The sequence below is a fragment of the Brevundimonas sp. NIBR11 genome (assembly GCF_027912535.1).
Taxonomy (GTDB): Bacteria; Pseudomonadota; Alphaproteobacteria; order Caulobacterales; family Caulobacteraceae; genus Brevundimonas.
Genome location: NZ_CP115465.1, coordinates 1,782,908 through 1,808,142, shown reverse-complemented (window position 1 = coordinate 1,808,142; position 25,235 = coordinate 1,782,908). Strand labels below are relative to the sequence as shown.

Annotated in this window: 25 protein-coding genes; 12 read left to right on the top strand and 13 right to left on the bottom strand. The window is 67.7% G+C overall.

Going from position 1 to position 25,235, the window contains the following annotated elements:
• Positions 1–29 precede the first annotated feature (29 nt).
• The 5 genes from O5O43_RS09225 to rpsF all read right to left on the bottom strand — a co-directional run bounded on the left by O5O43_RS09225 (position 30) and on the right by rpsF (position 4,565).
• Positions 30–410, bottom strand: coding sequence for a hypothetical protein (locus O5O43_RS09225; RefSeq protein WP_271083596.1), 381 nt, complete (start codon positions 408–410; stop codon positions 30–32).
• A 123-nt stretch (positions 411–533) separates the two neighbouring features.
• Positions 534–2,945 (bottom strand): TonB-dependent receptor, encoded by a 2,412-nt coding sequence (locus O5O43_RS09220; protein ID WP_348637138.1) that lies wholly within the window; start codon positions 2,943–2,945, stop codon positions 534–536.
• Between the two features lie 351 nt (positions 2,946–3,296).
• Entirely contained in the window at positions 3,297–3,881 is a 585-nt protein-coding gene (gene rplI / locus O5O43_RS09215) for a 50S ribosomal protein L9 (protein ID WP_271083594.1), read from the bottom strand.
• Between the two features lies 1 nt (position 3,882).
• The gene (gene rpsR, locus O5O43_RS09210; protein WP_271083593.1) at positions 3,883–4,167 is read right to left on the bottom strand and encodes a 30S ribosomal protein S18; all 285 of its coding nucleotides are present in this window, start codon (positions 4,165–4,167) and stop codon (positions 3,883–3,885) included.
• 14 nt (positions 4,168–4,181) lie between these two features.
• Positions 4,182–4,565 carry a 30S ribosomal protein S6 gene (gene rpsF, locus O5O43_RS09205; RefSeq protein WP_271083592.1) on the bottom strand — a complete coding sequence of 128 codons (384 nt, stop codon included), beginning with the start codon at positions 4,563–4,565 and terminating at the stop codon, positions 4,182–4,184.
• Between the two features lie 268 nt (positions 4,566–4,833).
• Between rpsF and O5O43_RS09200 the strand changes: the two genes are divergently transcribed.
• From O5O43_RS09200 to gmk, 8 genes are all read left to right on the top strand, one after another.
• Positions 4,834–5,715, top strand: a complete 882-nt coding sequence (locus O5O43_RS09200) for an FkbM family methyltransferase (RefSeq protein ID WP_271083591.1) — start codon at positions 4,834–4,836, stop codon at positions 5,713–5,715.
• Positions 5,712–6,656 (top strand): ACP S-malonyltransferase, encoded by a 945-nt coding sequence (gene fabD / locus O5O43_RS09195; RefSeq protein WP_271083590.1) that lies wholly within the window; start codon positions 5,712–5,714, stop codon positions 6,654–6,656. The genes O5O43_RS09200 and fabD overlap by 4 nt, the downstream gene beginning before the upstream one ends.
• 168 nt (positions 6,657–6,824) lie before the next feature.
• Positions 6,825–7,565, top strand: a complete 741-nt coding sequence (fabG, locus tag O5O43_RS09190; RefSeq protein ID WP_271083589.1) for a 3-oxoacyl-[acyl-carrier-protein] reductase — start codon at positions 6,825–6,827, stop codon at positions 7,563–7,565.
• A gap of 207 nt (positions 7,566–7,772) precedes the next feature.
• A complete protein-coding gene (locus O5O43_RS09185; RefSeq protein ID WP_271083588.1) occupies positions 7,773–8,012 on the top strand; it encodes an acyl carrier protein in 240 nt (79 codons plus the stop codon).
• A 105-nt stretch (positions 8,013–8,117) separates the two neighbouring features.
• On the top strand, positions 8,118–9,398 hold the full coding sequence (fabF, locus tag O5O43_RS09180; protein ID WP_271083587.1) for a beta-ketoacyl-ACP synthase II: 1,281 nt from the start codon (positions 8,118–8,120) through the stop codon (positions 9,396–9,398).
• A gap of 1 nt (position 9,399) precedes the next feature.
• Positions 9,400–10,596: an endolytic transglycosylase MltG gene (gene mltG, locus O5O43_RS09175; RefSeq protein WP_271083586.1), complete on the top strand. Its 1,197-nt coding sequence runs from the start codon at positions 9,400–9,402 to the stop codon at positions 10,594–10,596.
• Between the two features lie 14 nt (positions 10,597–10,610).
• On the top strand, positions 10,611–11,477 hold the full coding sequence (locus O5O43_RS09170) for a YicC/YloC family endoribonuclease (protein WP_271086414.1): 867 nt from the start codon (positions 10,611–10,613) through the stop codon (positions 11,475–11,477).
• Positions 11,467–12,108 (top strand): guanylate kinase, encoded by a 642-nt coding sequence (gene gmk / locus O5O43_RS09165; RefSeq protein WP_271083585.1) that lies wholly within the window; start codon positions 11,467–11,469, stop codon positions 12,106–12,108. Before O5O43_RS09170 ends, gmk begins: the two co-directional genes overlap by 11 nt.
• 226 nt (positions 12,109–12,334) lie before the next feature.
• Here the strand turns inward: gmk and O5O43_RS09160 are convergent, their stop codons facing one another.
• From O5O43_RS09160 to O5O43_RS09130, 7 genes are all read right to left on the bottom strand, one after another.
• Complete coding sequence (locus tag O5O43_RS09160) at positions 12,335–13,468, bottom strand: aminotransferase class I/II-fold pyridoxal phosphate-dependent enzyme (protein ID WP_271083584.1); 1,134 nt, start codon at positions 13,466–13,468, stop codon at positions 12,335–12,337.
• On the bottom strand, positions 13,465–14,274 hold the full coding sequence (gene rsmA, locus O5O43_RS09155; protein ID WP_271083583.1) for a 16S rRNA (adenine(1518)-N(6)/adenine(1519)-N(6))-dimethyltransferase RsmA: 810 nt from the start codon (positions 14,272–14,274) through the stop codon (positions 13,465–13,467). Before rsmA ends, O5O43_RS09160 begins: the two co-directional genes overlap by 4 nt.
• A gap of 9 nt (positions 14,275–14,283) precedes the next feature.
• The gene (gene pdxA / locus O5O43_RS09150) at positions 14,284–15,279 is read right to left on the bottom strand and encodes a 4-hydroxythreonine-4-phosphate dehydrogenase PdxA (protein ID WP_271083582.1); all 996 of its coding nucleotides are present in this window, start codon (positions 15,277–15,279) and stop codon (positions 14,284–14,286) included.
• 4 nt (positions 15,280–15,283) lie between these two features.
• Positions 15,284–16,609 (bottom strand): peptidylprolyl isomerase, encoded by a 1,326-nt coding sequence (locus O5O43_RS09145; RefSeq protein WP_271083581.1) that lies wholly within the window; start codon positions 16,607–16,609, stop codon positions 15,284–15,286.
• 82 nt (positions 16,610–16,691) lie between these two features.
• Entirely contained in the window at positions 16,692–19,130 is a 2,439-nt protein-coding gene (gene lptD / locus O5O43_RS09140) for an LPS assembly protein LptD (RefSeq protein ID WP_271083580.1), read from the bottom strand.
• 39 nt (positions 19,131–19,169) lie between these two features.
• On the bottom strand, positions 19,170–20,318 hold the full coding sequence (gene lptG, locus O5O43_RS09135; protein WP_271083579.1) for an LPS export ABC transporter permease LptG: 1,149 nt from the start codon (positions 20,316–20,318) through the stop codon (positions 19,170–19,172).
• The gene (locus O5O43_RS09130; protein ID WP_271083578.1) at positions 20,315–21,496 is read right to left on the bottom strand and encodes an LptF/LptG family permease; all 1,182 of its coding nucleotides are present in this window, start codon (positions 21,494–21,496) and stop codon (positions 20,315–20,317) included. Before O5O43_RS09130 ends, lptG begins: the two co-directional genes overlap by 4 nt.
• 94 nt (positions 21,497–21,590) lie before the next feature.
• Between O5O43_RS09130 and O5O43_RS09125 the strand changes: the two genes are divergently transcribed.
• The 4 genes from O5O43_RS09125 to O5O43_RS09110 are packed head-to-tail and all read left to right on the top strand — an operon-like array spanning position 21,591 to position 24,109.
• Positions 21,591–23,063 carry a leucyl aminopeptidase gene (locus O5O43_RS09125; RefSeq protein ID WP_271083577.1) on the top strand — a complete coding sequence of 491 codons (1,473 nt, stop codon included), beginning with the start codon at positions 21,591–21,593 and terminating at the stop codon, positions 23,061–23,063.
• A 4-nt stretch (positions 23,064–23,067) separates the two neighbouring features.
• The gene (locus O5O43_RS09120) at positions 23,068–23,526 is read left to right on the top strand and encodes a DNA polymerase III subunit chi (RefSeq protein WP_271083576.1); all 459 of its coding nucleotides are present in this window, start codon (positions 23,068–23,070) and stop codon (positions 23,524–23,526) included.
• On the top strand, positions 23,508–23,846 hold the full coding sequence (locus tag O5O43_RS09115) for a hypothetical protein (protein WP_271083575.1): 339 nt from the start codon (positions 23,508–23,510) through the stop codon (positions 23,844–23,846). The genes O5O43_RS09120 and O5O43_RS09115 overlap by 19 nt, the downstream gene beginning before the upstream one ends.
• Positions 23,837–24,109 (top strand): hemolysin, encoded by a 273-nt coding sequence (locus O5O43_RS09110; RefSeq protein ID WP_271083574.1) that lies wholly within the window; start codon positions 23,837–23,839, stop codon positions 24,107–24,109. The genes O5O43_RS09115 and O5O43_RS09110 overlap by 10 nt, the downstream gene beginning before the upstream one ends.
• A gap of 21 nt (positions 24,110–24,130) precedes the next feature.
• On the opposite strand, the gene O5O43_RS09105 is transcribed toward O5O43_RS09110, so the two are convergent.
• A complete protein-coding gene (locus O5O43_RS09105; protein ID WP_271083573.1) occupies positions 24,131–25,225 on the bottom strand; it encodes an RcnB family protein in 1,095 nt (364 codons plus the stop codon).
• Positions 25,226–25,235 lie beyond the last annotated feature (10 nt).

Genomic DNA, 25,235 nt, shown 5'->3' with positions numbered 1-25,235 from the left:
GGAAAATCCCTAGACGGATCAGTTCCGGCTCACGAAGCGGGGCAGGGATAGCGGTTCGCCATCCATTCGCGGACGCCGTCATTCAGTGTCATCCGCGTGCGTCGCGCCTGCGGAATGCCGTTGAGAAACGCGAGCAACTGGCGCGGGTTGACCTCCATCCGCGCGGGCGGACAGGCCGCCGGCCGACGCCCGGCGTCACGAGCCGCGCGGTTCTCGGCACCGACGGTCCTGAAGGCCGTATTGGCCTCGTTCATCAGCCTGCGGGCATCGGGCATGACCGCGCCGAGCGGGTTCATGGGAACCCGGTTCGCCCGGGCGACGAAGGTGTCGAGCGTCCCAGTTGTTTGGGCGAAGGCCGGCGCGGCCGAGGCGATGGCGACGACGGCCGCCGTGATGGCGATGAGTTTCATATCGGACCCCTCCGGTTGACGGCCAAGGTTCAACCTCTGCTCGTGGCGGAAGCATGGCGCCGAATGCGAAACGGCGCGGAGATCGCTCTCCGCGCCGTCGCGCCGTTCGTAGCCGAACCGATCCTAGAACTTGTAGCTCAGGCGGCCGTAGATGAAGCGACCGTTGAAGCCGTAGGGCGAGTATTGCGGGAAGCCCACCGAACCCGTCGCGCCGTTGATCGTGGTCGGCGTGGCGTTCGGATACTCGTCGGTCAGGTTGTTCACGCCGACGGCCGCAGAAACGCCCATCGGGAACTCGTAGCGGCCTTCCAGGTCCAGCAGGGCCGCGGCGCCGGTCACATAGTCCAGCGTCGGGTTGTTGTTCGCCACCAGGACGCTGTCGTAGGTGGTGACCTTGGCCGTCGCGCCGAAGTCGCCGTTGCTCCAGTCGACGCTGGCGACGATCTTCTGCTCGGGCGTGCCCTGCTCGAACTGCAGGATGTTGGCGCGGTCGAACAGGAAGTTCGGCGACGGCGGCACCGCCAGGGTCGCCGGGGTCTGCGGAATGCGCGTCACCTCGGTCTTGTTGAAGTTGGCCGCCACGGTGAAGTCGAAGCGTCCGATATCCCACTCGGTGCGGTAACGCGCCACGGCGTCGAGGCCGATGGTGTTGTTGTTCACGCCGTTCAGGAAGAAGCGGGCCCCGGTCACGCCCTGCGGCGCCAGCAGGGCCAGGACCGCGGCGGTGGTGGCCGCCGACTGGCTCGGACGGGCGACGCCGAGGGTTTCCGAGTAGATGATCCGGTCGGTGACCTCGATGCGATAGGCGTCGACGGTCAGCTCGAACCCGCCGTTCCGAACGACCATGCCGAGCGAGTAGTTGGTCGAGTGTTCGGGCTCCAGCGGCTTCGACCCCAGGGCGATCGCGATCGGATCGTTGACGCGATACGAGCCGTTCTGCTGCAGGACGACGCCGCTCGAGGTCGCGACCAGGTTGGTGGCCACGTAGCTGAAGAACTGCTGCTGCAGGGCCGGGGCCTTGAAGCCCGTCGAGATGGCGCCGCGCATGGCGTAGTTCGGCGAGAAGTCGTAGCGGGCCGACAGCTTGCCGGTCAGGGTATCGCCGAAGTCCGAATAGTCCTCGTAGCGAACCGCGCCGCCCAGGGTGAACTGCTCGGTGAACCGGCCCTCGGCGTCGATGTAGGCGCTGACGTTGCTGCGGTCCTCATCCACCACGTTGGAGGGCGCGAAGCCCGGGAATCCTTGCGAGCCCGCGCCCCCGGCCGCGACCGGGCCCTTGTTGTAGGAGGTCGGCTCGCCCGCCCCGACTTCGAACGACTCGGCGCGATAGCCGATGCCGAAGGCCACGTTGATCGGCTCGAACAGTCCGGCCTCGACCGCCTTCACGCCTTCGATGTCGATGGTCAGCTGGTCGTAGCCCAGGTTGCCGGCGTCGAAGGACGTCTGCGAGGCCGCGCCGTAGGAGGCGTTCAGGCTGTCGTTGACGCGGTAGTCCAGCGTGTTCCGGCCGTAGCCGAACGACAGATCCCAGTCGATGCCGCCCGCCGGGCCCCGGATGCCGCCATAGATGTTGTAGTCGTCGATCGTGGCTTCGATCTTGGGCAGGAAGCCCTGCGGGTAGATCGACAGGACGTTGTTGGCGTTGTTGAACGCGCGCGCGGTCGCCGCCGATTCCGACACACGGTGGTGGTAGCCGCCGTAGGAGTAGGCCTCCCATTCGCCCGACAGGGGCGCGCCGGCGTTGAACCAGGCCGAGCCTGCCTCGATCTCCGGATCGCCGAAGCGGCCGATGACCGTGGTGGCCGAGCCGTTGCTGACGGCCGTGGTCGCGGCGTAGTCGGACCGGTTGGTGGGGTCGCGCTGCTGCAACTCGCCCGACAGCGTCAGGAAGCCCTCGCCGAACAGCGGCAGGCCGACCCAGCCCGCGATCGAGGTCTGGGCGCCGTCGGTGGCTTCGTGGCTGCCGCGCGCGGTCGTGTATTCGGTGTCGTAGCGACCGTAGTTGACCGTCAGGCCGCCGCCGTGATCGGCCTGGCGCAGACGCAGGTTGATGACGCCGGCGATGGCGTCGGCGCCGTACTGGGCAGAGGCGCCGTCGCGCAGCACTTCGGCCGAGCCCAGGGCGATCGACGGGATGGTGTTCAGGTCGAAGGCCGTCGACCCGCGACCCAGGCTGCCGTTGACGTTCAGAAGCGCGCCGATGTGACCGCGCTGGCCGTTGATGAGCACCAGGGTCTGGTCGGGGGCGAGGCCGCGCAGGGTCGCCGGGCGCACCGAGTCCGAACCGTCCGAAATGGCCGGGCGCGGGAAGCTGATCGACGGGGCGGTGGAGGCCAGGGCGGCGGCAAGTTCCGTGCCCGTGCCCTGACGGGTCAGGGTCTCGCCGGAGATGACGTCGACGGGGGCCACCGTCTCCAGGCGCGAACGGCCGGCGACGCGGGTGCCGGTGACGACGACCTCGTCGACGGCGGTCGCTTCATCCTGCGGGGCGGTCTGGGCGGCGGCCGCGAGCGGGCAGGCGAGCAGGGTCGCCACGGAGGCGAAGCCGAGAAGGATGGAACGAGGATTTCTGACGTGCATGACGAGCCTGACGAGGTTGAGCCCGCGCGGAGCGCGCGGCGCGCATGAGAAGGTCCGAAGTCCGGCGTTGACCGCCGTGTGTGGTGATCGCTCGCACTGCCGCGCAAGATTGTTGCGCGGACCGGCGCGTACGCCCCCTGTCATGCAAGCTGCGAGCGTTCAGGGGGACGGTCAAGCTAGCGTTAATGCAAGCGACTGACCTCGTTGCAATTTTGACATACTTTCGGTCGGCGCAGCAAAAAGGGCGCGCCCCGGAGGACGCGCCCTTTAGGTTCTCTGTCAGTCCGGCGAACCGAACTGAAGGGATCAGGCTTCGGAGCCGAGACCGTCCTGTTGACCGGCGCCGCCCTCGACCATGTCACGGGCCTGCTCGGCGGCCAGTTCGCGATCTTCGTCGTAGGCCGACTTGATCACGTCCTCACCCTTCGCCTGACGCTCGGCTTCTTCGGCCGAACGGGCGATGTTGATCTTGACCGTGGCCGAGACCTCGGCGTGCAGACGCACGACGACTTCGTGGACGCCCAAGGTCTTGATCGCCGTGTTCAGGGCGATCTGCGAACGCTCGACCTTGCCGCCTTCAGCCTGGATGGCTTCGGCGATGTCGCGGCCCGCGACCGATCCGTAGAGCTGGCCGGTTTCGCCGGCCTGGCGGATCATGACGTAGGACTGACCGTCGATCTTGTCGGCGATCTTCTGAGCCTCGGCCTTGTTCTTGTCGTTGCGGGCCTCGATGGCCGCGCGGTCGAGTTCGAACTTCTCGAGGTTCTTGGAGGTGGCCCGCAACGCCTTTTCACGGGGCAGCAGGAAGTTGCGCGCGAAGCCGTCCTTGACAGTGACGACGTCGCCGATGGCGCCGAGGTTCTCGACGCGTTCCAGCAGAACGACCTTCATCTTACTTCACCACGTAGGGCAGGAGGGCCAGATAGCGAGCGCGCTTGATGGCCTTGGCCAATTCGCGTTGCTTGATCTGGGACACGGCGGTGATGCGCGAGGGCACGATCTTGCCGCGTTCGGAAATGTAGCGCTGCAGCAGCTTGACGTCCTTGTAGTCGATCTTCGGCGCGCCTTCGCCCGAGAACGGGCAGACCTTGCGACGACGATAGAAGGGACGACGGCCGGAGCCGCCCGAGCCGGCGGGGGTGCCGGGGACGTTGGCGGAGGAGGTGGTGTCAGTCATGTGTCCAGATCTCCTTACGCGGCCACTTCGGCGTCTTCACGCGGACCCCGTTCGCGGTCGCGTTCACGCTCGCGCTCACGACGGGCCAGCAGCGGCGACAGCTCCAGGTCCAGCTCTTCGACGCGGACCGTCAGCCAGCGCAAAACGTCTTCGTTGATGCCGAGCTGACGCTCGACTTCGGCCATGGCGGCCGGCGGGCAATCGATGGCCAGCAGGGAGTAGTGCGCCTTGCGGTTCTTCTTGACCCGGTAGGTCAGGTTGCGCAGGCCCCAGTACTCGATCTTGGCGACGGAACCGCCGCCGGCCACGATCAGGTCCTTGATGGTGTCGTTGAGGGCTTCGGCCTGTTGCGCGGAGATATCCTGACGCGACATGACCGTGTGCTCGTAAAGAGCCATAGGTAAGTCTCCCTTGTAGGGCGTCGGCGCGGGGGACCGGGTAAGTCCTGACCACGATGGTTCCCGAGGCGGCGGCCGGGATGATTTCCCGAACCCTTTGGAACTCCGCACCGGGACCGAAGCCCTGGAAAGCGGGCGCGTATAGGGGAAAACCCGCGACAGGGCAAGGCGGGGGGGCAGAGTTGTCTGCGCGACCAAAAGGCCGCGCAGCGGTTGTGCGCCCCACGGCTCTGCAAATATAGGGCTTGGGGCTGAGTCGGGTGAGGGCATGACGATCCGGGGCACTGAGCAGGATATTCGACGCGCTCTGGAGGGGCTGTATCGCGGCATTCTGGGCCGCGAACCCGACGTCGGCATCGAAGGCCATATCCAGAAGTTCAACAACGGCCGGGCGTTCGGCGACCTGGTCAACGACTTCCTCGAGTCCCCCGAGTACGCCGCCCGCATCACCGGAAGTCAGAGCCTGCTGAACGACCAGACCCAGTTCGGCGAGCTCGAACACCTGCTGCGCTTTATGGTCAACGACGGGCGGGACTGTCTGGTCGTCGACGTGGGCGCCCGGGGCAAGGAACGGTCGAACTCCTGGGACCTGATGAAGACCTTCGGGTGGCGTGGCATTCTGGTCGAGGCCAATCCCAACCTCATCCCGTCGATCCACAAGGAATTCCACGGCCTGGACGCCCGTGTGGTCAACTGCGCCATATCCGACTTCGACGGAGAGGCGGACTTCTTCTTCGGAATCAACGACGACGTCTCTTCACTTCAATATCACAGTGCGGCGGTCTGGGGCGAACCCGTCGGCCAGACGCGGGTACAGGTGCGCCGGCTCGGCGGCCTGCTGGCCGAACACGGCGTCCCGCCCGTCTTCGATCTGCTGTCGCTGGATATCGAGGGAGTGGACGTCAAGGTGCTGAATGACGTCGTCGCCTTCGGCTACCGGCCCCGCTACGTCGTGATCGAAGCCTGCCTGAACTACGCCATCTCGGCCCTGACCCAGTTGCCGGTCACCGAAGAGGTGCTCGCGACTTATGAGATCGTGGCCCGCACCCCGGCCAACCTCATTCTGAAGTCGAAGGCGGCAGCCGACTTCCCGGATCGCGTCGAAGGGTCTAGCCATCGGTCCCCTTCAACTTGGACCGGAACGCCATGACCCTCGCACTTCTCTTCCCCGGACAGGGCAGCCAGGCGGTCGGCATGGGAGCGGCGCTGGCCGACGCCTTCGCCTCGGCCCGCGACGTGTTCGCCGAGATCGACCAGGCGCTGGGACAGGATCTGTCGGGCCTGATGCGGAACGGGCCTGAGGACCAGCTGACCCTGACCGAGAACGCCCAGCCGGCCCTGATGGCGGTGTCCCTGGCCGTCATGCGGGTGCTCGAAAAGGAGTTCGGCGTCACGATGAACAAGGCGGGCTTCGTCGCCGGTCACTCCCTGGGTGAGTATTCGGCGCTCGCAGGCGCGGGCGCCCTGTCGATCGCCGACACAGCCCGCCTGCTGAAGCTGCGCGGTCAGGCCATGCAGCGCGCCGTGCCGGTGGGGCAGGGGGCCATGGCCTCCCTGATCGGACCGAAGACCGATCTGGCCCTGGCCGAGGCCGCAGCGGCCGCCGGCGCTGAAGTCGGCGTCTGTGTCGTCGCCAACGACAACAACAACGGCAACGTCGTCATCTCGGGCGAGAAGGCCGCCGTCGACCGCGCCATCGAGAAGGCCAAGGAACTCGGCGCGCGGGCCATCCCGCTGAACGTCTCGGCGCCCTTCCACTGCCCTCTGATGCAGCCCGCCGCCGACGAGATGGCCACGGCGCTCGCCACCGCCGCCTTGGTCGCCCCGGCCGTGCCGGTGGTCGCCAACGTGACCGCCCGCCCCGAAACCGAGGCCGACACGATCCGCCGCCTGCTGGTCGAACAGGTCACCGGCCGCGTCCGCTGGCGCGAATCGATGGAGTGGATGGCGACCGAAGGCGGCGTGACCCGCTTCGTCGAGATCGGCTCCGGCAAGGTCCTGACCGGCATGGCCAAGCGGATCGCTCCCGACGCCGAGAGCCTGGCGCTCAACACGCCCGAAGACATCGAGGCGTTCGCACAGTCGCTTTGATTTCCTTCTCCCCTTGCGGGAGAAGGTGACAGGCGAAGCCTGACGGATGAGGGGTCACACCGACGCAACCGGTCTGCCCCCTCCAACTTCAACCTGAGAGGTCCGCGCGACCTCTCATCCGGCCCTACGGGCGACCTTCTCCTCCAAGGGAGAAGGAAGGAGGTTCAAATGTTCGATCTCACCGGCAAGACCGCCCTCGTCACCGGCGCCACGGGCGGCATCGGCGGGGCCGTCGCTCGCGCCCTGCACGCCCAAGGCGCCACCGTCGTTCTCAGCGGAACGCGCGAGGCCGTCCTGGCCGAGATCAAGGCCGAGCTGGGCGAGCGCGCCCATTTCGCCACCGCCAACCTGTCGGACCCCGCCTTGGTCGACAATCTGGTCGCGGCCGCCGAAGAGGCTGCCGGTTCTCCGCTCGACATCCTGGTGGCCAACGCCGGCATCACCAAGGACGGTCTTCTGATGCGGATGAAGGACGAGGACTTCCAGTCCGTCCTGACCGTCAATCTGGAGAGCTATTTCCGCCTGTCGCGCGCCGCGATGAAGGGGATGATGAAGCGTCGGTCGGGCCGGATCATCGGCGTGACCTCGGTCGTCGGCGTCACCGGCAACCCAGGCCAGACCAACTATGCGGCGTCGAAGGCTGGCATGATCGGCTTCTCCAAGTCGCTGGCCCAGGAAGTCGGCTCGCGGGGAATCACGGTGAACTGCATCGCCCCGGGCTTCATCGCCTCACCGATGACCGACGTGCTGAACGACCAGCAGCGCGAGACCATCCTGAAGAACATCCCGACAGGACGTCTGGGCACGGGCGACGAGATCGCCGCCGCCGCCGTCTATCTGTCGTCGGAGGAGGCTGCATACGTCACGGGCCAGACCCTGCACGTGAACGGCGGCATGGCCATGATTTGATCGATCACAGGCCCTTCGGCTCAAGGAGCGCGACCGCGCGATAGCCGATCAAGGAGAGTTACGCCCTATTTCTCTTTGAAACGGGTGTGCTAAAGGCCCGGCAACCGGTTGGGTCAGTGAGGCGTTGCCTCTTGCGCAAGCGGAGCCGTCGTGAGACGGCAAGACCACCATTTGCCGCCCCGGCGGCCCTAGAAGGCAGAGACACACATGTCCGACATCCTGGAACGCGTCCGCAAGATCGTCATCGACCACCTGGACGCCGATCCGGACAAGGTCACCGAAAAGGCCAGCTTCATCGACGACCTGGGCGCTGACTCGCTCGACAACGTCGAACTGGTCATGGCCTTCGAAGAAGAGTTCGACATCGAGATCCCCGACGACGCCGCTGAGCACATTCAGACCGTCGGCGACGCGGTGAAGTTCATCACCGAAAAGACCGCGGCCTAAGCCACAGTCCCACCGGCAATCGATGGCCGCCCGGCGCTCCTAGCGGAGACGCCCGGCGGCCATTATTGTTTCTGAATCAGGTTTTCGGAGTTGGAGCGCCAACGCATGCGCCGTGTCGTCGTAACGGGTCTCGGCCTCGTCACTCCCCTGGGAAATGGCGTGGAACACAGCTGGAAGGGGATCGTCGAAGGCCGCTCGGGCATCGGCAAGATCACGACCTTTGACACCGAGGGCTACGGCTGCACCATCGCGGGCGAGGTTCCCAGCGTGGACGGGCGCGGCGGCGGCTCGCCCGATACGCCCGGCATGTTCGATCCGGACAGGGTCATGTCGGCCAAGGACCGGAAGCGCGTCGACGACTTCATCCTGTTCGGCATCGCGGCCGCCGACGAGGCGCTGAACGACGCGAACTGGCATCCTGAATCCGACGAGGACAAGGAACGCACCGGCGTCATGATGGGTGCGGGCATCGGAGGCCTGGGTCCCATCGCCGAGAACGCCCTGATCCTTCAGGACAGCGGTCCGCGCCGGATCAGCCCCTTCTTCATCCCGTCCGCCCTCATAAACCTCGCCTCGGGCCAGATCTCCATCCGCCACGGGCTGAAGGGTCCGAACCACGCGGTGGTCACGGCCTGCGCCTCCGGCGTCCACGCCATCGGCGATGCGGCCCGGATGATCGCCTTGGACGACGCCGACGTGATGGTGGCGGGCGGTGCGGAAAGCTCCATCGTCCCCATCGGCATCGCCGGCTTCCTGGCCTGCAAGGCCCTCTGCACCGCCTACAACGACACGCCCGAGGCCGCCTCACGTCCCTACGACCGGGGCCACGCCGGCTTCGTCATGGGCGAGGGCGCGGGCGTCCTGGTGCTGGAAGAATACGAACACGCCAAGGCGCGCGGCGCGAAGATCTACGCCGAGGTGATCGGCTACGGCATGAGTGGCGACGCCTATCACATCACCGCCCCGTCCGAGGACGGCGACGGCGCCTATCGCGCCATGAAGGCGGCGGTGAAGCGGGCCGGAATCGACGTGACCGACATCGACTACGTCAACGCCCACGGCACCTCGACCATGGCCGACTGGATCGAGTTGCGCGCGGTCGAGCGGCTGGTCGGGGACCACGCCAAGGACATGGCCATGTCCTCCACCAAGTCGATGACCGGCCACCTTCTCGGCGCCGCCGGGGCCATCGAGGCTGTGTTCTCGGTTCTGGCCATCCGCGACCAGATCGCTCCGCCGACGATCAACCTCGACGACCCGGAACACGAAACCGCCATCGACCTCGTGCCACACAAGGGCAAACCGATGGAGATCGATGTGGCCATGTCCAATAGCTTCGGGTTTGGCGGCACGAACGCCTCCATCATCTTCCGCAAGGTGACCTGACGTGGCGAAAGGCGAGGGGGCGCCGAAACCGAAACGCAAGGGTCTGGTCGTGGCGCTCCTGGCGGCGTCCGCGACCTTCAGTCTGTTCCTGATCGCCGCTTTGGCCTGGGGCTGGAGCGTCTACTATTCGCCGGGACCGACGGCGCGCGAGGGCGACACCACGGTCGTGACCCTGCCCAGCGGCTCGGGTGTCTCCGCCATCGCCGCCACGCTCAAGAACGCCGGCGTCATCCGTTCGGCCGACATGTTCAAGGCCGCCGCGACCCTCAGCGGCGCCGACCGCAAGCTGCGCGCCGGCGAGTATGAGGTCCCGTCCCGCGCCTCGCTCAAGGCCGTCATCGCTCTACTGACCGACGGACGCGTGGTCCGCCATTTCGTGACCATTCCCGAGGGCTGGTCCTCGGCCCAGGCCGTCGACATCCTGAACGCGGAGCCGGTGCTGGTCGGCACGATCGATGAAATCCCCGAGGAAGGCTCGCTCTGGGCCGACACCTACGAGGTCTCTCGCGGCGAGACCCGCGCCTCGGTCATCGCCCGGATGCAGCGCGACGCCGCCGACAATCTGGCGCGCCTGTGGGCCGCCCGCAGCCCCAACACCGTGGCCCGTACGCCCGAGGAAGCGGTGATCCTGGCATCCATCGTCGAGAAGGAGACGGGTCTGGCCCGCGAACGACCGCGCGTCGCCGCAGTCTTTTCCAACCGGCTGCGCATCGGCATGCGGCTGGAGAGCGACCCGACCATCATCTACGGCATCACCAAGGGCCGTCCGCTGGGCCGGGGCATCCGCCTGTCGGAGCTTCAGCGCGACACGGGCTGGAACACATATCTCATCGACGGCCTGCCGCCGACGCCGATCGCCAACCCTGGCCGCCAGGCGCTGGAGGCGGTGCTCAACCCGCCTGCGACCCAGGACCTGTTCTTCGTCGCGGACGGCACGGGCGGCCACGTCTTCGCCCGCACCTATGCCGAGCACCTGGCCAACGTCTCCCGTTGGCGCGCTATCGAGGCTGGCAAGGCTCCGCCAGCCGAGGCCCTGCCGCCGGGCGCTGTTCCCGGCGCGCCACCGCCGGGAACAGCCGCGACGGACGCCGCCGCCCCGCCACTGACCGGCGAGGCCGTCATCACCATGCAGGCTCCGGGCACGGTCACGCCGCAACGTGCGGCCCCGCGTCCGAACGCCCCGGCGGCCGGTCAGTGACCATCCTCTCCGGCATGACCGGCTTCGGCCGGGCCGACGGCGCGCTGGACGGCTGGAGCTGGTCGGTCGAGGCGCGCTCGGTCAACGGCCGCAATCTGGAGGTCCGTTTCCGGGGCCCCAACGGCTTCGACAACCTCGAACGCCTCGCCAAGGCCGCCGGTCAGGCGCGTCTTAGCCGGGGTCAGGTGACGCTCGGCGTCCAGGCCCGCCGCGCCCCGGGCGACGCCTCGATCCTGAAGGTCAACGAGGCGGTCCTCGCTCGCTACCTCGAGCTGGCCAACCAGCTGGCGATGGAGGGGGCGACGCCGCCGTCCGCCGACGGCCTGCTGGCCCTGCGCGGCGTCCTCGACGCCGACGAGGAGGTCGACGACGCCGAGGCCCGCGCGCCCGTCGAGGCCGCCATGGCCGCCACGGTCGAACAGGCGCTCGACGCCCTGAAACTGTCACGCGAACGCGAGGGCGCCCAGCTGCGTCCCGTCATCGAGGATTTCGTCGGCCGCATCGAAGCCCTGGTCGCCAAGGCCGAGACCGAGGCCGCCGCCCAGACCGCCGCCGTCCGCGACCGTTTCGCCCGCCGCATGGCCGAACTGGCCCCCGATGCGCCGGGTCTCGAAGACCGGATCGTGCTGGAGGCCGCAGCGCTGGCGACCAAGGCCGACGTCCGTGAGGAGCTGGACCGGCTCACCGCCCACGTCGCCTCGGCGCGCGCCCTGTTGGATCAGCCGCCCGCCGGCCGCAAATTGGACTTCCTGATGCAGGAGTTCATGCGCGAAGCGAACACACTCTGCTCGAAATCGGCTACGACGGCCCTGACCGCGACGGGCCTCGACCTCAAGGCGGTCATTGAGCAGCTTCGAGAGCAAGTGCAGAATGTCGAATGAACGCACGCCCCGCCGGGGCGTCCTCCTGATCGTCGCCAGCCCGTCAGGCGCCGGAAAGACCTCGCTGTGCCGTCGCCTGATGGCCGACCATGGCGGGCTGGAGCTGTCGATCTCCATGACCACGCGCGACCGGAGGCCAGGCGAGGTCGCGGACCGCGACTACCATTTCGTCAGCGCCGAGGAGTTCCAGAAGGGCATCGACGACGACGCCTTCCTCGAATGGGCCGACGTCCACGGCAATCGCTACGGCAGCCTGCGCGCCCCGGTCGACAAGGCCCTGGAAGAGGGCCGCGACGTCCTGTTCGACATCGACTGGCAGGGCGCGCGCGATATCGCCCGGAAATGCCCGGAAGACGCCGTCCGGGTCTTCATCCTTCCGCCCAGCCTGGAGGAGTTGAAGCGCCGCCTGGTGACCCGGTCCCAGGACGCCGACGACGTCATCGAGCGCCGCATCGCCAACGCCAAGGGCGAGATCGAGCACTGCACGGAGTTCGACTACGTCTTCGTCAACGACGACTTCGACCGCTCCTACGCCGAACTGGCCCACATCTATCACGCCGAGCGCAGCCGTCGCTTCCGCAACACCTGGGTCGGCGGCTACCAGTCCGCCCTGCTGGCCGAGGACGTTTGAGACCCATCGAGAGGCGAATGCCTGTCGAAGATAAAAATCAATTCGACAGTCCGAAACACCGTCCCGCCTGATCTGGAGGCCCGTTTCGCGCTATTTGCTCGCCTTGGTATCTGGGCGCCCTACAATGGCGACTTGGGTTCGCGGAGAGAGCGGACTTCGGTGGAATTGGTCCGTTTCGTCACCTTTCGTCACGTTGCTCGCGTCATGACGAAACGGACGAAAAGGTTCAGGTCCCGGCGCGCGCCTCGAACCACGGCGTAATCCGTCTCAGCGCCTCCTCGACCTCGGCCGTCGAGACCGCGAAGCTGAAGCGCATGAAATGGGGACCATCGACAGGATCGAAGTCCACCCCCGGCGCCGTCGCCACCCCGGTGTCGCGAAGCAACTGCTCGCAGAAGGCCACGCTGTCGTCGGTCAGATGGCCGATATCGGCCCAGATGTAGAAGGCTCCATCCGGCGGGGCGATCGACTTCAGACCCAGGGCGGGCAGGGCCGCCAGCATCAGGTCGCGGTTCGTCGCATAGGTCCGGATATGACTCTCCAGCACCGCGTGCTGGTCCATCGCCACCAGACCCGCGTGCTGGCTCAGCGACGGCGGGGTCAGGAACAGGTTGCCGATGAACGCCTTGGCCCGCTCGATGTGCTGGGGCGGAACCAGCAGCCAGCCCAGCCGCCACCCGGCCATGCTCCAGTATTTGGAGAAGCTGTTGATGACGAACGCCTCGGGCGCGAACTCCAGCACCGAGGGCGTCCGGCCCGTGTAGCTGAGGCCGTGGTAGATCTCGTCGGAGACGATGACGATGCCCCGCCGCACGCAGACGCCGACGATGGCCTCGAGCTCCTTCGGCGGAATGATCGAGCCGGTCGGGTTGGCCGGGCTGGCGATGATGACACCAGCGGGCGTGGGCTCCAGCGCCTCAAGCGCAGAGGCCGTCAGCTGGTAGTGCTCCTCAGGCCCGCAGCCGATCTCGACCGGGACCATCTTCAGCGCCTTCACCGTGTTGCGATAGGCCACATAGCCCGGCCGGGCCATGGCGATCCGGTCGCCCGGCCCGAACCGGCTGGACAGGGCCAGCACCAGGGCCGGCGAGGCGCCATTGGTGAGCAGCAGCTGGTCCGGCGAGACCGTGACGCCATAACGCTCCTGATACAGCCGGGCGATCCGGGCCTTCAGCGGCGCGCTCTCCCAGTAGCCCATGCTGTCGGCGTCCAGCACCCGGTGCGCCTCGGCGATGGCGGCCGGCGGCGCCCCGGTCGAGGGCTGGCCGAACTCCATATGGATCACCGACCGCCCTTCGGCCTTCATGGCATGGGCCAGCCGGCTGATCGCGATGGCGCGAAAGGGCTCGATCGCGCTCATGCGAGGGCTCCGGCCAGACGGAGGAAGCCGTCGATGTCTATGGTTTCGGCCCGCGCATCCGCGTCGATCCCCGCGGCCTCGCACAGCGCGCCCCCGCCCAGCTGCTTCAGACTGGACCGCAGCATCTTCCGGCGCTGGCCGAAGGCGGCCGCCGTAACCCGCTCCAGCCGCTTCAGGGTCGGCGCATCAGGTCGATCCGCGCGGGGGACCACATGCACCACCGCCGAGGCCACCTTGGGCGGCGGGGTGAAGGCGGCGGCCGGCAAATGCATCACGATCTTCGCGTCCGCTACGGCCTGGGAGATGACCGCCAGACGGCCATAGGCGTCGTCGCCCGGCTCGGCCACGATCCGCTCGGCGACCTCCTTCTGGAACATCAGCGTCATCGCCACCGGCGTCCAGGCCCCGGTCAGCCAGTCGATCAGCAGGGGGGTGCCGACGTTGTAGGGCAGGTTGGAAACCACATGAGCCGGCCCCTCGACCAGCCTGGACTGATTGACCTTCAGCGCGTCTGCCTCGACGATGGTCAGACGGCCGTCGCCCGTATCCAGTTCGCCCAGCAGGGGCAGGAAGCGCGGGTCCTTCTCGATCAGGACCACCTTGCCGGCGTCGCTTTCCAGAAGGGCTCGGGTCAGGCCTCCGGGTCCGGGGCCGACCTCGATCACGGCCCGCCCTTCGAACGGCCCGGCCAGCCGCACGATCTTGCGGGTGATGTTCAGGTCCAGCAGGAAGTGCTGGCCGAAGCTCTTCTTGGCCAGCAGGCCGTGGGCTTCGAGGGATTCGCGCAGGGTCGGGAGGTCGGTCACCGGGCGGCTTTAACTCGCCGCGCGCTTCGCCGCCATCTCCGAGGCCAGACGGATCGCCGCGATCAGGCTGTCGGGCCGGGCGATCCCCTTGCCCGCGATGTCGAACCCGGTGCCATGGTCGGGCGAGGTGCGGATGACGGGCAGGCCGAGCGTGGCGTTGACCCCGCCCCAGAAGTCCAGCGTCTTCACCGGGATCAGCGCCTGGTCGTGATACAGGCAGATGGCGGCGTCGTAGCCGGCTCGCGCCTCCTCGTGGAACAGTGTGTCGGCGGGCAGGGGATCGGTGATGTCGATGCCCTCGGCGCGAAGCGCTTCCGCCGTGGGCTTGAGGACCGTGATCTCCTGCAACCCCAACGCCCCGCCCTCGCCCGCGTGCGGGTTGAGGGCCGCCAGCGCCAGCCGGGGGCGGGCGATGCCGAAGTCGCGCCTCAGCGTCTCATGCACCACCCGCGCCGTTCTGGCGACCCGCTCCTCGGTGACAAGCTCGGGCACCTGGTCCAGCGCCACATGGATCGTGACCAGACAGGCCCGCAGATCCCTGGCCGTGAGCATCATGACCGGCCCCCGTGTTCCGACATAGGGCGCGTCGGCGGTCAGCTCGGCGATGAACTCCGTATGCCCCGGAAAGCGGAAGCCGGCGGCGTACAGCGGGGCCTTGGCGATCGGGGCGGTGACCACGCCCGACGCCTCACCGGACAGCGCCAAGGCGACGGCGCGCTCGATCCAGTCGGCGACGACCCCGGCGTTGCGGGGATCGGGCCTGCCCGCCTCGATGGGCGCGGGGGCGGGGTGGTTCAGGACGGGGAGGGCGCGGCCGAAGACCGTTGCCGCATCCGACAGGTCGCCGATCTCGCGGACCGGCACGCCGTGGCGCTCAAGCAGGCGGGCGTCCCCGATGACGGCGAAGGGGGCGTCTTCGGACAGCGCGGTCCAGGCCTTGGCGATGATCTCCGCGCCGACGCCGGCGGGCTCGCCCAGCGTCAGGATCAGAGGGGCCGCGGCCACCCGATCACTTCATCTCGATGAGGGCGTCCGCACGCAGGTCGCGGATGTATCGGCGCGCCAGCATGGCCAGGTTCTGGTTCTGGAGACGACCCTCGACCTCGCGCGCCGACGGCACGTCGACGCCGCCCACTCGACGGCCGCAGACCGCCAGCAGATGGATGCCCAGGGGCGTGCGGACCGGGTTGGAGACCGTGTTCACCTCGGCCGAACGCGCGACCTGCTGGAACTGCGGCGCCAGGTTGGCCACATCGCTCTCGCCAAGGTCCGAACCCAGCAGGCCCGCCTCCGACGTCGCGCGCTGCAGGATGTTGTCGCAGGTCAGGCTGGGGCGCAGGGCCTCCAGACGCTGGGTCGCCGCCGCGACTTCGGCGTCGCTCGCCGTTTCCGGCAGTTCGATCATCGCCTGCTTCAGCGTGACCAGGCTGGTCGAGGCTCCAGCCCGCTTGTCGCGCATGTAGATGATGTAGACGCCGCCCTCGACAGGGATCGGGCGCGACAGCTGGCCGACCTGAAGGGCGTCGAGCGCGGTCTGAAGCGCGGGCTGCACCGTGCCTTGGACGACCCAGCCGGCGTCTCCGCCGCGCGCCGCCGAGGGGGCCGCCGAGAACTGACGTGCGACGGCCTGGAAAGGCGCGCCCTGGACCATCTGGGCCACCAGCTGCTCGGCGCCGTTGATAGCCGCCTGCTGGCCGCCCACGCGGTTGGCTTCGAGGTAGATTTCGCCGATCAGGTACTGGGGCTTGGACGCGGCCTCGGTCAGCTGTCGGACGGCTTGCTCGACCTGGGCGCGGCTGACGCGGGCGCGGCTGTTGAAACGGCCCCCGACCAGTTCACGCCAGCCGATCTCGGTGCGGAGCTGTTCGCGCATCGCATCGGGACGGATGCCGCCCTGGGCCAGGAAGGCCATGTAGTTCTCGGGCGTGGTGCCGGCGTCCTGCGCCATGCCCGCGATCTCCCGATCCACGTCCTCGTCGGAAATCTTGAGCGTCTCGTACTTGGCGATCTCCTGGGCCTGGAGACGCTCCTCGATCAAAGCCTGCAAGGCCTGTTGCTGGATGGCCGGAATATTCTCCTCGGTCGGCTGGACCTGGCTCATGGCGATGACCGAGAGCATTCGCTGACGCAGGTCGAAGCCGGTGATGACCTGATCATTGACCGTGGCGACGATGCCGTCGGCCAAGGTGAACTGGGGCGTGGCCGCAGCCGCCGTGGCGGGCGCCTGTTCGGCGGCGGGATCGAGCGTGCCCGCAGCCTGTCCTGTCGGCGCGGTCTGGGCGATCGCGGAACCCGCGACCAGAGCGGCCATAGCGACCCCGGTCGTAAAACGCATCAAACGCATGGTCAGTCCTGGTTCCTTCGAGCCTGCAGCCCCGGTTCCCCACCGGGTTGGCGCACGCAATTACGCGTCATGCCTAACGCAGACCGTTTGATCCATAGCCTGACCCTCCAAAAGTGGCGAGGTTTAGACGGAAATAGGCGCCGTCCGACGGGCCGGTGGGGCTGACACGAGTGTTGTCTCGGCGATAGCCGACCTCGACGCGGAAACAGTCGTCGTCGAAGACGATCCCGACTTCGGATCGGGTGATCAGGTCGCGCTCCAGATCGGCGATGCCGGCGACGGCCACGCCCCAGTTACCGGCGATGAACTGTTGGCCTGCCAGCTGCACGAACTCGTAGTTCCGGTTGCCTGGTCCATCCAGCGGGTTCGAGCGATCGACGATGTAGCTGAGCGTCGCCAGATTGCGTCGGCCCCAGCGACCATCGACGGCCATCTCGGCGCGGCGGATGTCGCCGGATCCATCGACAGTGGCATGACCCCAGCCCCGGATGCGGTCCGACGGCTGGAAGCTGGCCTGGACGACCCAGTCGGATGTCTGCGCCGCCAGACCGGACGGATCGTAGAGGCTATTCGGCGCATCGGGGATCGGGATGCGGAAGGCGCTCTGTTCGGCGTCCCGCATGCTGCGGCCGACGAACAGGCTGGCGGTGCGACCCTCAGCCCAGCGCAGGGTCGTGCGAACTCCGGCGGTGATCCGCACTCCGCCTTCGAGCAGGTCGTAGCCCGGGAACCGGTCGATCCGGAACAGCGACGATTCGTCGAGCTCCAGCGTCTGGGAGTCCTCGATCGGGATGCGGGGATCGAGATCCGGGTCGGTCGAGACGGAGATCTGGCCCAGCGGCTCGACGATGATGTCCGCACCGTCGCTCAGTCGCCGGATCAGGGGATAGCTGACGTCCAGGCCGATCGTAGCGCGGCTGCGGGTAATCGTTTCGTCCTCGAGCCCGAGCACCGGCGGCAGGTCGGCGACCGAATACACGTCGAAACGGCCGTCTACGAACGGCTCGTAGCGGATGCCCGAGGGGGAGATCAGGGTGCGACGCCAGTCGATCTGGCCGGTGACGCGGCGGCTGTCGACGCCTGGCAGGCCGAAGGGGCTGGCCGTCGTCGGGATGATCTCCGGCCGCAACACCGGGCTTCCGAAATACTCGTCGCGGTACAGGGACACCGCCGAGCCTCGCAGGCGCAGACGTCCGCCGAGCACGGGGCCGGAAGGCTCCCACCGTGCGTCGATCAGCGGCGCGACCAGAGGCAGGGCGCCGTCCGATTCGAAGATGTTCAAAGCCGGGGTGACGTCGTTGAACTGGGCGACGCGCAGGCTCTGGATCGAGAAGGCGGCGATCGACAGATAGGACCGGGCCGTCTGGCGCTCGGCGTAGAGCTGGCTGATCAGACGACGCTGATCGCCGTAGTACAGTCCGTTGTCCTGGTAGGGGTCGATGACGTCGTAACGGTCGAACAGGGTCTTGTCCGAGGTCCGCTCGGCCGTAAAGCCGAAGCGCCACGGGCCCTCGGGGTCGAACCTGCCGTGGGCCAGGATGTAGCTGCGGCTGGTGCGGTCGCCGAAGTCGACGTTGGACTCGGCCTGGCCGTCGCCGTTCAGGTCGAAATTGCCGAAGTTCTGCGCATAGGTGAAGCCGCCGCGCGCAACGATCATCCCGTTGGCGAAGCGCCGGCGCCATTGCAGGTTCAGGAACGGCAGGACCCGGGTGTTGAACTGCGGGCTGATCAGCCAGTCCTCGGACGGCGAGATGACCTGTAGATAAGGGGTTTCCACCGAGACTCCCCGCCCGTCGTCGTAGTTGAAGATCGGAACCAGAAGGCCGGATGCCCGGTCCACGGTCGGATCCGGGTGTGCGAAGAAGGGGGTCCAGAAGACTGGCACGCCGCCGACTTTGAAGACTGCGTTGCGGTAGAGGACCGCTCGCAACTCCTCGTCCTGCACGACCTTCTCGGCCTGGATCGCGATCGAAGGCGTCTTGGGGTTACCGGCGTCGTCGCAGATGGGGCAGGGGGTGAAGAGCGCATAGTTGAGCTCGTTGACGTTCTCGGACCGGCGCACGGCGGTCGCGGCCATCAGGCTGGCTCCGTTCGCCGTGCGGGTCGCGAAATCAACGGCGACGCCGGCCCGCAGGTCCGAATCAAGCTCGAGGTGGCTGGCGAAGACGGTATTGCTGTCCGGATCGACCAGTTCGACGTCGCCGTCGGCCGTGCCGATGCCCTTCGCCAGATCATAGGTGACGGCGCGGCCGCGCAGGCTGTGCCCCTGGAAGCGGGCGTAGACGCGGTCGCGCTCGCCCGTGGCGCTGATGACGTCGCCCTCGCGTCCGGCGTTGTCCGCCTCGATGTAGATGGCGTCCGGCGCCAGTCCGTCCTGGACCGCCGCCGGCGGGATAGGAGAAGGTGCGGTCTGGGCGAGAACCGAAACGGGGACGCAGGCCAGAAGGGCGGCTCCCGCCAGCAGGCGTCCGCGTCGTGTGCTCTTGCGTGAAACGGCGCCTTCAGCCCGCATGAAATCCAACCGTTCCTTCAGGCCCCCGCCGGGGTCCGCTTAGCCGTCTTCGGTATAGAACAGCAAGGTGAAGGCCGCGAGCGCCGTGAGGATGGCTGGCAACCAGGCCGCCACGAACGGCGGCACGACCTCGGCCGAGCCCATGGCGGCGGAAAACTGGTTCAGGAAGAAGAAGGCGAAACCGAGCACCACCGCCGCCACCGACATTCGCGCCAGATCGCCAAGTCGCATGAGCCGCAGCGAGAAGGCGGCGGCCAGAATGGTCATGGCCGCGAAGGCGAGGGGCGTGGACAGGAGCGACTGGAGCCGCAGCCGGTAGGCCGTCGAGGAGAAGCCCGCGTCCTCGATGCGCTGTATCTGACCGGGCAGGGACCAGAAGGGCGTCGACTGAGGTCGCGCGAAGCGTTCGAAGGCCTCTTCGTCGGCGAGGGCCGAGGGAAGGTCGAGGGTGGCGTAGCGCACCGCGCGCTGGCCGGTCTGTGCGCCCACAGCGTTCACAAGTCGCCAGCGGCCGGCGCTGAGGCTGGCCGAGGGCGCGTCGATTCGCTCGGTGAAGGCGCGACGACCTTCCGGGTCGGTGGCGTAGATGAAGAAGGTCACGTCCAGCAGCCGGGCGTTGGCGCGGTCCTGCCGGCCGGCGCGAATGACCATTTGACGTGGGCCGTCGCCTTCGCGAAGCCAGATCGCTTCCTGCTCTTCGCCGCTGACGACCGAGCCCGAGATGCGGGCGCGTTCGCGCTGGAACAGGCCGTCTCCCGACGCGGCCATCGGGCCGATGACAGTCACCGTCAGGACGCCGAGCACCAGGGCGGCCCCCGCGGCCGGCAGGACGAACCGCCAGGCGGAAACCCCCGCCGCGCGCATCGCAACCAGCTCTGAACGTCGGTTCAGGCCGACGAAGGCCGCCAGAGTGCCGAACAGAAAGACGAAGGGCAGAAGCTGAACGATCACCGCCGGCGACTTCAGCAGCATCAGGCCAAGGATGCGCAGACCCGACAGGTCGGTGTCCGAGCCCAGGCCGCGCGAAATCTCCACGAAGTCGATCAGCATGACCAGGGCGGCGATGACCGCCAGGGCCACGGCCAGCGAACGGGCCAGCTGGATCAGCACATAGCGTTCGATCCGCCCCAGACGCAGGGCGCTGAGGATGTGACGCGGCGCGTCGGCGAGCGAGCCCAGGCTGCTCATGCGAACCGCGCCTTAAACTGGGCCAAGGGCGAGCGACCCTTCGACCGTCGGGGCTTCAGCGCCCGGAACAGCAGGCGCAGGGCGAAGGCGGTGGCGGCGATGGGCAGCAGATATTGGAAGACGTTCAGCCAACTATTCCAGGCGCTGGCGGCGACAATGGCGTAGCCGAAGATGCGGACCAGCAGGAAGGCGGCCGAAGCCTTGGCGATGCGCAGGCTATAGCCTGTCCGGCTGAAGGCGCCGCCCAGGATCGCGGCCAGCGCCATGGCCATGGCCGTCAGGGCGTAGAGCGGCGACGACAGGCGGCTGTGCGCTTCGGCCAGCAGTTCGCCGCGCGGGGCAGTGTCTCGGAGGATCTCTGCCGAGGGATCGAACAGCTGGGTGATCCACAGGTCGGCGGGCTTGTAGCGGATGTGTTCGTCGTTGCTGACGTAGGGCGCGAGCTGGAAGACCCAGCCGTCGAAGGACAGCTGGTTCAGCACGCCCTTGGAATCGTACTCCTGCCACGACCCCTGTTTCATGGTCAGGACCGGTTGCCCGTCGACGCGGCCGAAACGCGCCTCGGTCGCATCCCAGGTCGTCACCTTGTCCCCGTCCTGGATGTAGATGAAGAGGTTCTTCAGCAGGCCGTTCTGCTCGATCTGCTGGACGTATACCGTCAGGCCGTTGGGGCCCTGCACGAAGCGGCCTTCCTCGACCAGCAGGGCGGCGAGGTCGGTGCGGATGGCGAACGCTTGTTCTCGCGAAGCCCGCTGGGCCCAGGGTTGGATCAGGACGTTGGTCGCCAGGGCCGCGAGGGCGACGATGAGCGCCAGCCGGGCCGAGGGCGCGATCATCTGCCAGCGCGACATGCCGCTGGCGTAGGCGGCGGTCAGTTCCTGTTCCCGCTGCAGACGGGTCAGGGCGATCAGGGCGCCGACGAACAGGCCGATCGGCAGGATGACCGCGAACAGTTGCGGCACGGCCAGAAGCGTTAGTTTCAGCATCACCCAAACGCTCTGACCGCGCTCCACGATCACCTCGAGCTGGTCGAGGCTCTGGCTCAACAGGCCGATTCCGACCAACGATCCGCACGCCGCCAGGACGGGCAGGCTGATCTGTCGGAAAAGGTAGCGTTGGATCAGGGTCATGCGGGCGATGAAAATCACCCGGTTGCGGGCGCGGTCGTTGCGGCGCATCTAATACACATCCGGGCGCGCCGCCGACAATGGCGGGCGTGACCACCCACAGTTCAATGACCGGGAGTCCATCCCGGCTGGAGTCTGCGTTTTCATGAAGATCGATTTCGTCGCCGAGGCCGGCGCATCCGGCGCGCTCGCCATTTTCGTCAACGACGGCCGCGTTTTGGCCGGCGAGGGCGCGTCTCATGACGCCGCAACGGGCGGCGCTCTGACCAAGGCGATGGGGGCCGGCCGGTTCACCGGCGGGGCCAACTCGTCGCTGGTCGTGGCCGCGCCGTCGGGCGTGACGGCTGACTCGATCGTGCTGGTCGGAGCGGGCGAGGCCGGCAAGTTCGACGACCTGGCGCTCGAGACCGCCGCGGGCGCCGCCTACAACGCCGTGAAGCTGTCGGGCGCCGAGACGCTGACGATCGACCTGGGCCATCTGTCGGGCGCCGACGCCGCGCGCGCTGCCTTCGCCGTCCGCCTGGCCGCCTACCGGTTCGACAAATACCGGACCAAGGAAAAGGCCGACAAGATTCCGTCGATAAAGACCGTCCGCATCGTCACCAAGGACGTCGCAGGCGCCAATGCCGCCGCTGAAGGCCTGAACGCCGTCGCCGAGGCAGTCTATTTCTCGCGCGATCTGGTCGCCGAGCCCGCCAACATTCTTTACCCGGCCGAGTTCGCCAGCCGGGTCAAGGAGCTGGAGCGCCTGGGCCTGAAGGTCGAGATCCTCGGCGAGAAGGAGATGGAAGCGCTCGGCATGCACGTCCTTCTGGGCGTCGGTCAGGGTTCAGTCCGCGAAAGCCAGCTGGCCGTGATTCAGTGGAACGGCGGCAAGGCCGGCGACGCGCCGATCGCCTTCGTCGGCAAGGGCGTCTGCTTCGACACGGGCGGCATCTCGATCAAGCCGGCCGCCGGAATGGAAGACATGATCTGGGACATGGGCGGCGCCGCCGCCGTGGCCGGCCTGATGCACGCGCTGGCGGGCCGCAAGGCCAAGGTCAACGCCGTGGGGGTCCTGGGCCTGGTCGAGAACATGCCCGACGGCAACGCCCAGCGTCCGGGCGACATCGTCAAGTCGATGTCCGGCCAGACGGTCGAGGTGATCAACACCGACGCCGAGGGCCGCCTCGTCCTGGCCGACGCCCTCTGGTACACGCAGGACCGCTTCAAGCCGAAGATGATGATCGACCTGGCCACGCTGACGGGCGCCATGATCATCTCTCTGGGCCTGGACTATGCGGGCGTCTTCTCGAACGACGACGGGGTTGCGAACGCCATTCTGGCCGCCGGTCCGAAGGTCAACGAGAACGTCTGGCGGATGCCGATGCCGCCCCAGTACGACAAGATCATGGACAGCGTGAACGCCGACGTGAAGAACTCGGCCGGGCGCGACGGCGGTTCGATCACCGCCGCCCTGTTCCTGCAGCGCTTCGTCAACGGCACGCCGTGGGCCCATATCGACATCGCGCCAACGGCCTGGGTGTCGAAGTCCACGCGTCCGACCGTGCCCGACGGCCCGGTGGGCTGGGGCGTGCGTCTTCTGGACCGCATGGTGGCCGACACCTACGAAGGCTGATCAAGTGAGCGGAGCCGGGGAAATCTGGTTCTACCATCTGGAGCGGTCGACGCTGGATCAGGTCCTGCCTGAACTGCTGGACCGCACCCTTCAACGCGGCTGGAAGGCGCGCGTACGGGTCGCGGATGCGGATGCGCGAGAGGCCATTGACGAGCGGCTTTGGACCTGGAGAGACGAGAGTTTCCTGGCCCACGGTGTCTCCGACCAGCCGCATGCGGAGCGCCAGCCGATCCTGCTGACGGCGGGAGACGAGAACCCGAACGGGTCTCAGGCGCTGTTCATCGTCGATGGCTCGGATATGAGCCCCACAGAGGAGTTCGAGCGATGCTTCATCATCTTCGACGGTCGGGACGACGCGGCGCTTCAGGGCGCGCGGGCGCGCTGGAAGGCGCTGAAGGATCAGGGAGCCAACCTCGCCTACTGGAAGCAGTCGGACGAGGGGCGGTGGGAAAAGGCGGCCTGATCGGCCTGTTGTTCCTGACGGCCTGTTCGTCGACGTCGTCTCCGGTCGCCGAGGCTCCCGCGCCCGCCGTGATCGCGGATGCCGAGGCCAACCGGCCTGTGGGGTCGCACATGCCCGACGGCGAGGCCGACCTCTGCAAGGCGGCGGACTTCCAGTATCTGGTCGGCAAGCATCGGAACGAGATCCCGGTCCCGGTCGAGGTGGTCAATCGCCGGGTGACCTGCACCACCTGCCCGGTGACGATGGACTATTCGGCCTACCGGCTGAACATCTTCTACAACGCCCAGACCGAGATCGTGGAGCAGGTCCGATGCGGGTGATCGCAGGGCTGATGCTGGGCGGGGCTTTGCTGGGAGCCTGCGCGCCCACACCGCCCCCGGAACCGACCGCGCCTCAGCGTTGCGACGCCGAGGCCTCCAAATCCCTGATTGGAAGCCACCGGGGAGCGGTCGATTTCGCCCCCGGAGCGAACGTCCGGTTCGTCTGCACGACCTGTTCGGCCACTGAGGACTACCGCCCTGACCGGCTGAACATCCGCTTCGACGAGGCCACCGGGATCATCCGCAGCGTTGACTGCGGCTGACCCCGGCCTGCCCGCTTGACGCTACCAGCGCCAGGCGTCGTAGATGACCTCGATGATGTAGCCGTCGAACTGGTCGATCAGGTAGATCGTGGTGTCGACGGCGACCCACTGGGTGCCCGGAGGCGGGTAGCCCAGGCCGAAGGTGCGGTAGTCGTTCAGGCTGTAGCGCCAGAAGATCGAAGGCAGGTAGTCGCCCCGATACCAGCGCTGGCCCCAGTAGTTCCGGGGAACCGAGTAGTAGCCGTAGTTCGGCGCAAAATAGAAGCCGAAGCGATAGCCGCTGTAGCCCCGGAAGCCGCGATCGTTGCGCCACCAGTCGTTCGAACGACCCCGGTTCCAGTCGCGGCGCCACGCGTCCTGGTTCCAGCGGTTGTTCCAACCGTTGTAATCGCGGCGGCCGTTGCGGTCGCTCCGCCAGTTGCCGTTGTTGTTGCGGTTGCGGTCCCAGTTCTGGCCGTTGTTCCAGGCGCCGCCGTTGTTCCAGCCGCCGTTGCCACGGCCGTCGGCGCCACGGTTCCAGTCGCGACCGCGTCCATCGCGATCCTGGTCACCACGGTTCCAGCCGCCATTGTTGTCCCGGCCGCGACCGTCGTTGTCCCGATCCCAGCCTCGGCCGTCGTTGTCGCGACCCCGGCCGCCACGGTCCTGGCCCGGCGTGGGAGCCGGAGGCGTCACGACGGGAGGGTTGTTGTGGTTCCAGCGGCCAGGACCGTTGCCGGTCTCGGTGTTGCCGCCCCGGTCGCCGCCGCGATCGCCACCACCGCTCCAGCCGCTGTTGCCGCCTCGGTCACCACCGCGATCGCCGCCGCCGTTCCAGCCGCCGCCATTGTTGCCGCCTCGGTCACCACCACGGTCGCCGCCGCGTGGGCCACGGTCGCCGCCGCCGCGACGGTCCTGGACGTCCTGCACCTGGGGGCGAGGTTGTTCGAAGCGCACCGGAGTGGGAGGGGGCGTGTTCTCGTCGGGCTGGTAGCGCCCGCCGGCGTCGTTGGACGGGGGCGGAGGCGGAGCGTCGGCCACCACGGCCGCGTCGTCCTGCGCCATCGCCAGGGCAGGCAGGCCGGCCGGGAGGGCCAGGGCCGTGAAGGCCACGAAGGCCGTCAGCATCGATTTCATTTCGTTTCTT

Bases quoted from the DNA above. Each gene is read 5' to 3' on its own strand.
- O5O43_RS09225 (WP_271083596.1), bottom strand. From the start codon at position 410: ATGAAACTCATCGCCATCACGGCGGCCGTCGTCGCCATCGCCTCGGCC.
- rplI (WP_271083594.1), bottom strand. From the start codon at position 3,881: ATGAAGGTCGTTCTGCTGGAACGCGTCGAGAACCTCGGCGCCATCGGC.
- rpsR (WP_271083593.1), bottom strand. From the start codon at position 4,167: ATGACTGACACCACCTCCTCCGCCAACGTCCCCGGCACCCCCGCCGGC.
- rpsF (WP_271083592.1), bottom strand. From the start codon at position 4,565: ATGGCTCTTTACGAGCACACGGTCATGTCGCGTCAGGATATCTCCGCG.
- O5O43_RS09200 (WP_271083591.1), top strand. From the start codon at position 4,834: ATGACGATCCGGGGCACTGAGCAGGATATTCGACGCGCTCTGGAGGGG.
- fabD (WP_271083590.1), top strand. From the start codon at position 5,712: ATGACCCTCGCACTTCTCTTCCCCGGACAGGGCAGCCAGGCGGTCGGC.
- fabG (WP_271083589.1), top strand. From the start codon at position 6,825: ATGTTCGATCTCACCGGCAAGACCGCCCTCGTCACCGGCGCCACGGGC.
- O5O43_RS09185 (WP_271083588.1), top strand. From the start codon at position 7,773: ATGTCCGACATCCTGGAACGCGTCCGCAAGATCGTCATCGACCACCTG.
- fabF (WP_271083587.1), top strand. From the start codon at position 8,118: ATGCGCCGTGTCGTCGTAACGGGTCTCGGCCTCGTCACTCCCCTGGGA.
- O5O43_RS09170 (WP_271086414.1), top strand. From the start codon at position 10,611: ATGACCGGCTTCGGCCGGGCCGACGGCGCGCTGGACGGCTGGAGCTGG.
- gmk (WP_271083585.1), top strand. From the start codon at position 11,467: ATGTCGAATGAACGCACGCCCCGCCGGGGCGTCCTCCTGATCGTCGCC.
- O5O43_RS09160 (WP_271083584.1), bottom strand. From the start codon at position 13,468: ATGAGCGCGATCGAGCCCTTTCGCGCCATCGCGATCAGCCGGCTGGCC.
- O5O43_RS09145 (WP_271083581.1), bottom strand. From the start codon at position 16,609: ATGCGTTTTACGACCGGGGTCGCTATGGCCGCTCTGGTCGCGGGTTCC.
- lptD (WP_271083580.1), bottom strand. From the start codon at position 19,130: ATGCGGGCTGAAGGCGCCGTTTCACGCAAGAGCACACGACGCGGACGC.
- lptG (WP_271083579.1), bottom strand. From the start codon at position 20,318: ATGAGCAGCCTGGGCTCGCTCGCCGACGCGCCGCGTCACATCCTCAGC.
- O5O43_RS09130 (WP_271083578.1), bottom strand. From the start codon at position 21,496: ATGCGCCGCAACGACCGCGCCCGCAACCGGGTGATTTTCATCGCCCGC.
- O5O43_RS09125 (WP_271083577.1), top strand. From the start codon at position 21,591: ATGAAGATCGATTTCGTCGCCGAGGCCGGCGCATCCGGCGCGCTCGCC.
- O5O43_RS09110 (WP_271083574.1), top strand. From the start codon at position 23,837: ATGCGGGTGATCGCAGGGCTGATGCTGGGCGGGGCTTTGCTGGGAGCC.
- O5O43_RS09105 (WP_271083573.1), bottom strand. From the start codon at position 25,225: ATGAAATCGATGCTGACGGCCTTCGTGGCCTTCACGGCCCTGGCCCTC.